This is a genomic window from Frankia sp. CeRuru1 (genome assembly GCF_977966315.1).
The window spans coordinates 1-6,988 of record NZ_CDWWEW010000270.1 but is presented as its reverse complement, the minus strand read 5'-3'; the positions used below and the strand labels follow the sequence as shown (position 1 = coordinate 6,988).

General features: G+C 70.4%; 4 protein-coding genes. 1 reads left to right on the top strand and 3 read right to left on the bottom strand.

Annotation, left to right across the window (positions count from 1 at the left end; genetic code table 11):
* A partial coding sequence (locus AC08OP_RS17535; protein WP_476615180.1) for a glycoside hydrolase family 26 protein occupies window positions 1–916 on the top strand: 916 nt, incomplete at its 5' end.
* A 177-nt stretch (window positions 917–1,093) separates the two neighbouring features.
* On the opposite strand, the gene mazG is transcribed toward AC08OP_RS17535, so the two are convergent.
* The 3 genes from mazG to mfd are packed head-to-tail and all read right to left on the bottom strand — an operon-like array spanning window position 1,094 to window position 6,795.
* Window positions 1,094–2,314 (bottom strand): nucleoside triphosphate pyrophosphohydrolase, encoded by a 1,221-nt coding sequence (mazG, locus tag AC08OP_RS17530; protein WP_476615179.1) that lies wholly within the window; start codon window positions 2,312–2,314, stop codon window positions 1,094–1,096.
* 12 nt (window positions 2,315–2,326) lie between these two features.
* Window positions 2,327–3,094: a SurA N-terminal domain-containing protein gene (locus AC08OP_RS17525; protein WP_476615178.1), complete on the bottom strand. Its 768-nt coding sequence runs from the start codon at window positions 3,092–3,094 to the stop codon at window positions 2,327–2,329.
* Between the two features lie 56 nt (window positions 3,095–3,150).
* The gene (mfd, locus tag AC08OP_RS17520) at window positions 3,151–6,795 is read right to left on the bottom strand and encodes a transcription-repair coupling factor (RefSeq protein WP_476615177.1); all 3,645 of its coding nucleotides are present in this window, start codon (window positions 6,793–6,795) and stop codon (window positions 3,151–3,153) included.
* Between the last annotated feature and the right edge of the window lie 193 nt (window positions 6,796–6,988).

The following is a 6,988-nucleotide window of genomic DNA, read 5'->3' as shown; positions in this document are numbered from 1 at the left end:
GTCCCGGGTACAGCGGGCCGCCACGACCGGTGAGTTTCCCACGGGGGTCGCCGCGCACACGTTGGCGCAGGCGAACCGCTGGGCGGAATTCCGTGGCCGGCCCAACGACGTCGTCGTCATGTACACCGAGCGGTCCAGCTGGCGGGCGATCGTCGAGCCCTGGATCGGGCGCGACGCCTCGACCTTCGCCGAGTTCTCTGGCATATGGGTCATCAGCCAGCCGCTCTTTCCAGACCAAGGGCCGGAGAAGGGCAACCTCGCCGACTGTGCGGCCGGCCGCTACGACGCCGAGTGGCGGCAGTTCGGCCGCTGGCTGGTGAGCATGGGGCGGGGCGACTCGTTCGTCCGGCTGGGCTGGGAGTTCAACGGACTGTGGTTCGCGTGGGCGGCCACGGACCCGCAGCAGTGGGTGCAGTGCTTCCGCAACGCCTCGTCGGCGATCAAGGCCACCAGCCCGCGGGTCCGCATCGACTGGAACCTCAACGCCCACGGCTCGACCACGTCGGTCGGCGCCTTCGATCTCTACCCGGGTGACCAGTACGTCGATGTCATCGGGGTCGACACCTACGACCAGTACCCGCCGAGCCCGACCTACGCCGACTTCGACAACCAGTGCAACGGGGACGGCGGTCTCTGCCAGGTGATCCTCTTTGCGCGGACCCATCACAAGCTGTTCTCGGTGCCGGAGTGGGGTGTGGTCAGCCAGCAGGGCACCAAGGCGGGTCGGGTCGGGGCCGCGGGTGGGGACAACCCCGTCTACATAGAGAAGATGCACGAGACGTTCGTGCGCAACGCGGACATTCTCGCTTACGAGGCGTACTTCCCCGATGCCCTGCCGAACAACGTCCGTTCTTCGTTGGTCGACCCCACCATCAATCCTATGGCGGCGGCGATGTACCAGCGGCTCTGGGGCTGATCCCTGGGGGCTGATCCAACACGATCAGCGTACGCTGCCGGTCCCGGCGCGGGGGCTAGAGAAAGAAGATCATCGCACCCACCGTGGCAGACCTCGCCAACCTCGCTGGCAAGACCAACATCAAAACCTGAAGTTATTTTCCGGTACTCCCTGGCATCGGGCGCCGATGATCGGTGCTTACCCGGGTAGCTGCCGCCAGATTTCGCGCCAGCGGGTGTCGGGCAGGGAGGCCGGATCGGCGCCCTCGGCACGGACCGTGCCCTCGACGGCGGCCAGCCGGTCCCGGAAGCGACGGGCGGTCGCCCGAAGGGCCCGCTCCGGATCGACGGAGGCCGTCCGGGCGAGCGTGACGGCGGCAAAGAGCAGATCACCGATCAGGTCGTCCCCCGCCGTGCCCGACCGGGCCAGTACGGCGGCCGTGGCGGCGATCTCGGTGACCCGGTCGCCCGCGTCGGTCACACCCCACGCGGCCGTCCCGGTCAGCGCGAGATCCGCCGGGACGCCGATGCCGGCCGCCCGCTTCAGCAGCTTGGCCGCGAGGGACAACGCCGGTTGGGAGAGTGGGACGCCCTCGGTCACCGAGACGCGCCCCTTCTCGACCGCCTTGATCGCGTCCCAGTTGGCGACGACGTTCGCCGGACCGTCCACGACCACGTCACCGAACACGTGCGGATGACGGCGGATCAGTTTGGCCACCAGACCGGCCGCGACGTCATCGACGTCCCAGCCGTCCTCGGCGCGCTCGGCGGCGATCCGAGCGTGGAAGAGCACCTGCATCAGCACGTCGCCGAGTTCCTCGCGCAGCTCGGTGAGATCGTCGTCCTCGATCGCCTGATACGCCTCGTACGTCTCCTCGACCAGGTACGGGGCGAGCGAGGTGTGCGTCTGCTCGGCGTCCCAGGGGCAGCCGCCCGGCGACCGCAGGCGGTCCATGACCGCGACGGCGTCCAACAGGCTCGAGCCGGGCAGCTCCCTGGTGGCCACGAGGCTCGTCACTTCGACCCCGGTCACCCCGTCGACCCCGGTCACCCTCTCGATGCCGGTCACCCTCTCGACACCGGCATCGTTCCGTTCCCCGGATCCACCCGCCTCGTCGAGGAGGCGGTCGAGGATGCTCGGCGCAAGCGGATCGGGCAGCCAGGCGACCTCGGCCGCCGCGGGATCCGGCAGGGCGGCCCGGATGAGGGTCACCGCGCCGGCCAGACCGCCGGGATCGCCGGGATCGCCGGGATCGACGATCAGGACGGTCGCACCGGCCGCCCGCAGCGCGGCGAGCTGAGGATGCGTGGGGCTCGCGGTCAGGACGGGCACCGTGCGCACGACATCCCATGCCCGGGCCGTGAGGATTCCCGGTGCCACCCGGGGGCTGGTGACGACCACGGTGATCCGGATCAACATGTCGCCGTCCGCTCAGGATCGGGTGGTCAGGTCCAGGATCGGCGTGGGCGCGGGCTTGCTGGCGATCGAGCCCTCGGCGGCGACCACGGCGAACTGCTTCGTGTCCCAGGTACCAAATCGTGGGTTTATCGAGATGGGATCCCGGGACTCGGCCTGCGCGAGTAGCGGGCGCACCTTCGTCGCCCGTTTGTCCGCCACCAGGAACCGGGCCAGGTAGGGCTTGGCCTGCCGGTAGCTGAGGGGGATCTTCCCGATCTGATCGACGATGCTGTCGTACTGGGCGCGGGTGTCCGCGTCGGAGGCGAGGACACCCGCGCTGATCTTGTCCCCGAGCGCCGACTCGAACGCTCCCGAGCGGACGATCGTCGCCACGTCCTGCTGGGCGAAGCCCGCTGCGGCGGCTCGCTGCTCGAACGCCTTCACGCTGCCGAACTGCAGGATCGCGTACGCCTGGTAGTAGGACGCGATGTCCTGGCCGGTCAGCGAGATCCCCAGCCGCTTCGCCTCACTGGAGATCAATTCGAGCTGCACGAGTGTGGTCAGGGTTCGTCGCTGGAGTTCACCTCGGTTGAGACTCTGCGACACCGACTGCGAGGTCTGCGGGATCGGTACCGTCTCCGCGGCCTTGAGCCCACGGTCGACGATGCCGCGCAGCTGGGAGGTCTCGATGGTCTGTGAACCGACCTGGGCGGCGGCCCCGGCATGGGTCGTGCACCCGGTACCGGCGGTACCGGCGAGCACGAGGAGCCCGACACCGGCGAGGAGACGGGAAAGCTTCACGAGTCGAGACGGTATCCGCTCAGCGTGGCGTACGGTACGGCGCCCTACGCCAGGAGTCAGATCGAGGCCGCCGCGGCGGCGACCGAGTCGCCCGCGACCGCATGCAGGAGCTGGCCGACCCAGGCGAGCAGGGCCCGGTCCCGCAACGGTCGGGAGCCGATGCGCCCCGTCTCGGTCGGCGCGGGAACGAGTACGGTCCGCACCGCCGGTTTGACCACGGCGCCCCGGTAGAGCCGGGCCAGCCGGAGTGTCTGGCTCTCCCGCAGCTCCAGCGGAGCGAACCGGATCTGGCGACCGGCGGCGATGATCTCCGTGACGCCAAAGTGCCGGGCAAGAACCCGCAGGCCCGCGACGGCCAGCAGGTTCTCGACCGGTTCGGGCACCGGACCGAACCGGTCCACGAGCTCGCCACGCACCTCGTCGATGTCGGCGTCCGTGGCGGCGCCGGCCAGCCGCCGGTAGGCGTCCAGCCGCAGCCGCTCGCTCGGCACGTAGTCGTGCGGCAGGCTCGCGTCGACCGGCAGCTCGACCTTGACCTCCGGGGGCTCCTCGACGCCCTCCTTGCGGTACTCGGCCACCGCTTCGCCGACCATCCGCACGTACATGTCGAACCCGACCGAGGCGATGTGCCCGGACTGCTCGCCGCCGAGCAGGTTGCCCGCTCCCCGGATCTCCAGGTCCTTCATGGCTACGGCCATTCCGGCACCAAGGTCGTTGTGCTGGGCGATCGTGGCGAGCCGGTCGTGGGCGGTCTCGGTCAGCGGCTTGTCCGGCGGGTAGAGGAAGTAGGCGTACGCCCGGTCCCGGCCCCGCCCGACCCGGCCGCGCAGCTGGTGCAGCTGGGACAGGCCGAACACGTCGGCCCGCTCGACGATGAGGGTGTTGGCGTTGGAGATGTCCAGGCCCGACTCCACGATCGTCGTGCAGACCAGCACGTCGAACTTCTTCTCCCAGAAGGAGACCATGACCTGCTCAAGCGCGTCCTCGTGCAGCTGGCCGTGGGCGGTGGCGATCCGCGCCTCGGGAACCAGATCGCGCAGCCGGGCGGCGGCCCGGTCGATCGTCTCCACCCGGTTGTGGATGAAGAAGACCTGCCCCTCGCGCAGCAGCTCCCGGCGGATCGCCGCGGTCACCTGACGGGCGTCGTAGGCGGCGACCGAGGTCAGCACCGGGTGCCGCTCCTCGGGCGGAGTGTCGATGGTCGACAGCTCCCGGATGCCGGTGATCGACATCTCCAGCGTGCGGGGGATCGGTGTGGCGCTCATCGTGAGCACGTCCACCGCCGTGCGTATCTTCTTGAGCTGCTCCTTGTGCTCGACACCGAAGCGTTGCTCCTCGTCGACGATCACCAGGCCGAGATCCTTGAAGCGGTTCTCCCCGGACAGCAGCCGGTGGGTGCCGATGACCACGTCGACACTGCCGGTAGCGAGCCCCTCCTGCACCGCCTTGTGTTCGGCGGGCGAGTTGAACCGGCTCATCGCCTTCACCACCACCGGGAACGCGGCGTAACGCTCGGAGAAGGTCTGGAAGTGCTGCTGGACCAGCAGCGTCGTGGGCACCAGCACCGCGACCTGCTTGCCGTCCTGCACCGCCTTGAACGCGGCCCGCACCGCGATCTCGGTCTTGCCGTAGCCGACGTCACCGCAGATCACCCGGTCCATCGGGACCGGCTTCTCCATGTCGGCCTTGACCTCGTCGATGGCGGCGAGTTGATCGGGTGTCTCTCGGAACGGGAAGGCGTCCTCCAGCTCACGCTGCCAGGGACTGTCGGGAGCGAAGGCGTGCCCGGGAGCAGCCATCCGGGCGCTGTAGAGCCGGATCAGCTCACCGGCGATCTCCTTGACGGCCTTGCGGGCCCGACTCTTGCGCTTGGCCCAGTCGGCGCCGCCGATGCGGTCCAGGCTCGGCGCGTCACCCCCGACATACCGGGTGATCTGTTCAAGCTGGTCGGTCGGCACATACAGCCGATCGCCCCGGGCGTACTCCAGCAGAAGGTACTCCCGTTTGGCGCCCGCGACGGTCCTGGTGACCATCTCGACATAGCGGCCGACGCCGTGCGCGTCGTGGACCACCATGTCCCCCGGGAGCAGGGCGAGCGGGTCGATGCCCTTGCGCCGCCGGCTCGGCATGCGCCGCATGTCCTTCGTGCTCACCCCGCGGGCACCCGCGATGTCACTTTCGGTAAGAACGGCAAGGCGCAAAGTATCGCTGGTGAAGCCGGTGGCGAGCCGACCGCAGGTCACCATGGCGACGCCCGGAGTGAGCGTGGCCTCCTCGGCGAGGCCGGCGCCCAGGTCGGCGTCGCGCAGCATCTCCACCAGGCGCTGCGCCGGACCGTGCCCCTCGGTGACCAGCAGCACTCGCCAGGACTCGGCGAGCCAGCCCTTGACGTCGGCGATGACCGCCGCGGTGTCCCCGTGGTAGATCGGTGCAGGCCGGAGGCTGGCGACCACCGTGTTGTCGCCGTACTCGGTCCCGTCGTAGACGGCGCCCGCCAGCCCGGTGCCCGCCGGCTCCCGGTCGATGCCCGCCGGCTCCCGGTCGATGCCTGCCGGCTCCCGGTCGATGCCTACCGGGGCCGACATGAAGGGAGTGACCGACCACCACGGCAGGCCGAGATCCTCCGCACGCTCGCGGACCTCGGTGATCGATCGGTAGGCGGCCGCGCCGAGATCGATCGGCGCGCCGCCACCCAGCGCCGCGACGCTCCACGACGCCTCGAGGAACTCCTGGCTCGTGCGCACCAGTTCGCTCGCCCGCGAACGGACCCGTTCGGGATCGCAGACCAGCACGTGGGTGCCGGCCGGCAGGTCGTCCAAGAGCAGTGACATGGCGTCGACGAGTACCGGGGCGAGCGCCTCCATCCCCTCCACGGGGATGCCGTCGGCGATCTTGTCGAGCAGGTCCAGCAGCTCCGGGTGGCGCGTCGCGAGGTCCGCGGCCCGCGCCCGCACCTGCGCGGTCAGCAGCAGTTCGCTGCACGGCGGCGCGAACAGGACACGGCCACCACCGGTCGCGCCATCATCCTCCGGCAGCGCCCGCTGGTCCGCCACGGAGAACCGGCGGATGTCCTCGACCTCGTCGCCGAAGAACTCGACCCGCAGCGGATGCTCCTCGGTGGGCGGGAAGACGTCGAGGATGCCGCCGCGCACGGCGATCTCGCCGCGCCGCTCGACCAGGTCCACCCGGTGGTAGGCGATGTCCACCAGCCGCGTCACCACGCCGTCGAGGTCGGCCGTATCGCCCTCGGCGAGGGTGACCGGTGCGAGCTCGCCGAGCCCGGCCACCTGGGGTTGCAACACCGCACGGATCGACGCGACCACGATCCGCAGCGGCGGCCGACCGGTGCTCGCCGGATGCGTGAGCCGGCGCAGCACGGCGAGGCGCTGCCCGACCGTGTCAGCCCGGGGGGACAGCCGCTCGTGGGGCAGGGTCTCCCAGCTCGGGAAGACCGCGACCACATCGGGACCGAGCAGGCTGCCGAGCGCCGATGCCAGATCCTCGGCCTCCCGGCCAGTAGCCACGACGGCGAGGACCGGCCGGTCGGCCCCGACCGCCAGGGCCGCGGCGGCGAAGGGCCGCAACGCCGCGGGACCAGCGAGGTCGAGGACCGGTTCACCGACCGCGCCGATCGCCCGGCCCAGGGCAGGGTCCCCGCCGGGACGGGCGATCAGCGCGTCGAGCAACGGCGCGAGGGTCATGGGGTGCGTCCCTGTGCCTCTCGGTTGGTTGGGATCCGACTCCGACTGGTTGGGATCCGACGACGTGACACGGCAAGGCCGATCCGGCCCTGATCTACCGCCCGGCCCCGCTCCACACGACGCTTCCGCCCGGCGATGCCCCGGTCCGCAGGCGCCGGGTCAACCTCGATACCCAGTCGATCTCGATACCGGG

Coding starts and splice junctions, on each gene's coding strand:
- mazG (WP_476615179.1), bottom strand. CDS start 2,314: ATGTTGATCCGGATCACCGTGGTCGTCACCAGCCCCCGGGTGGCACCG.
- mfd (WP_476615177.1), bottom strand. CDS start 6,795: ATGACCCTCGCGCCGTTGCTCGACGCGCTGATCGCCCGTCCCGGCGGG.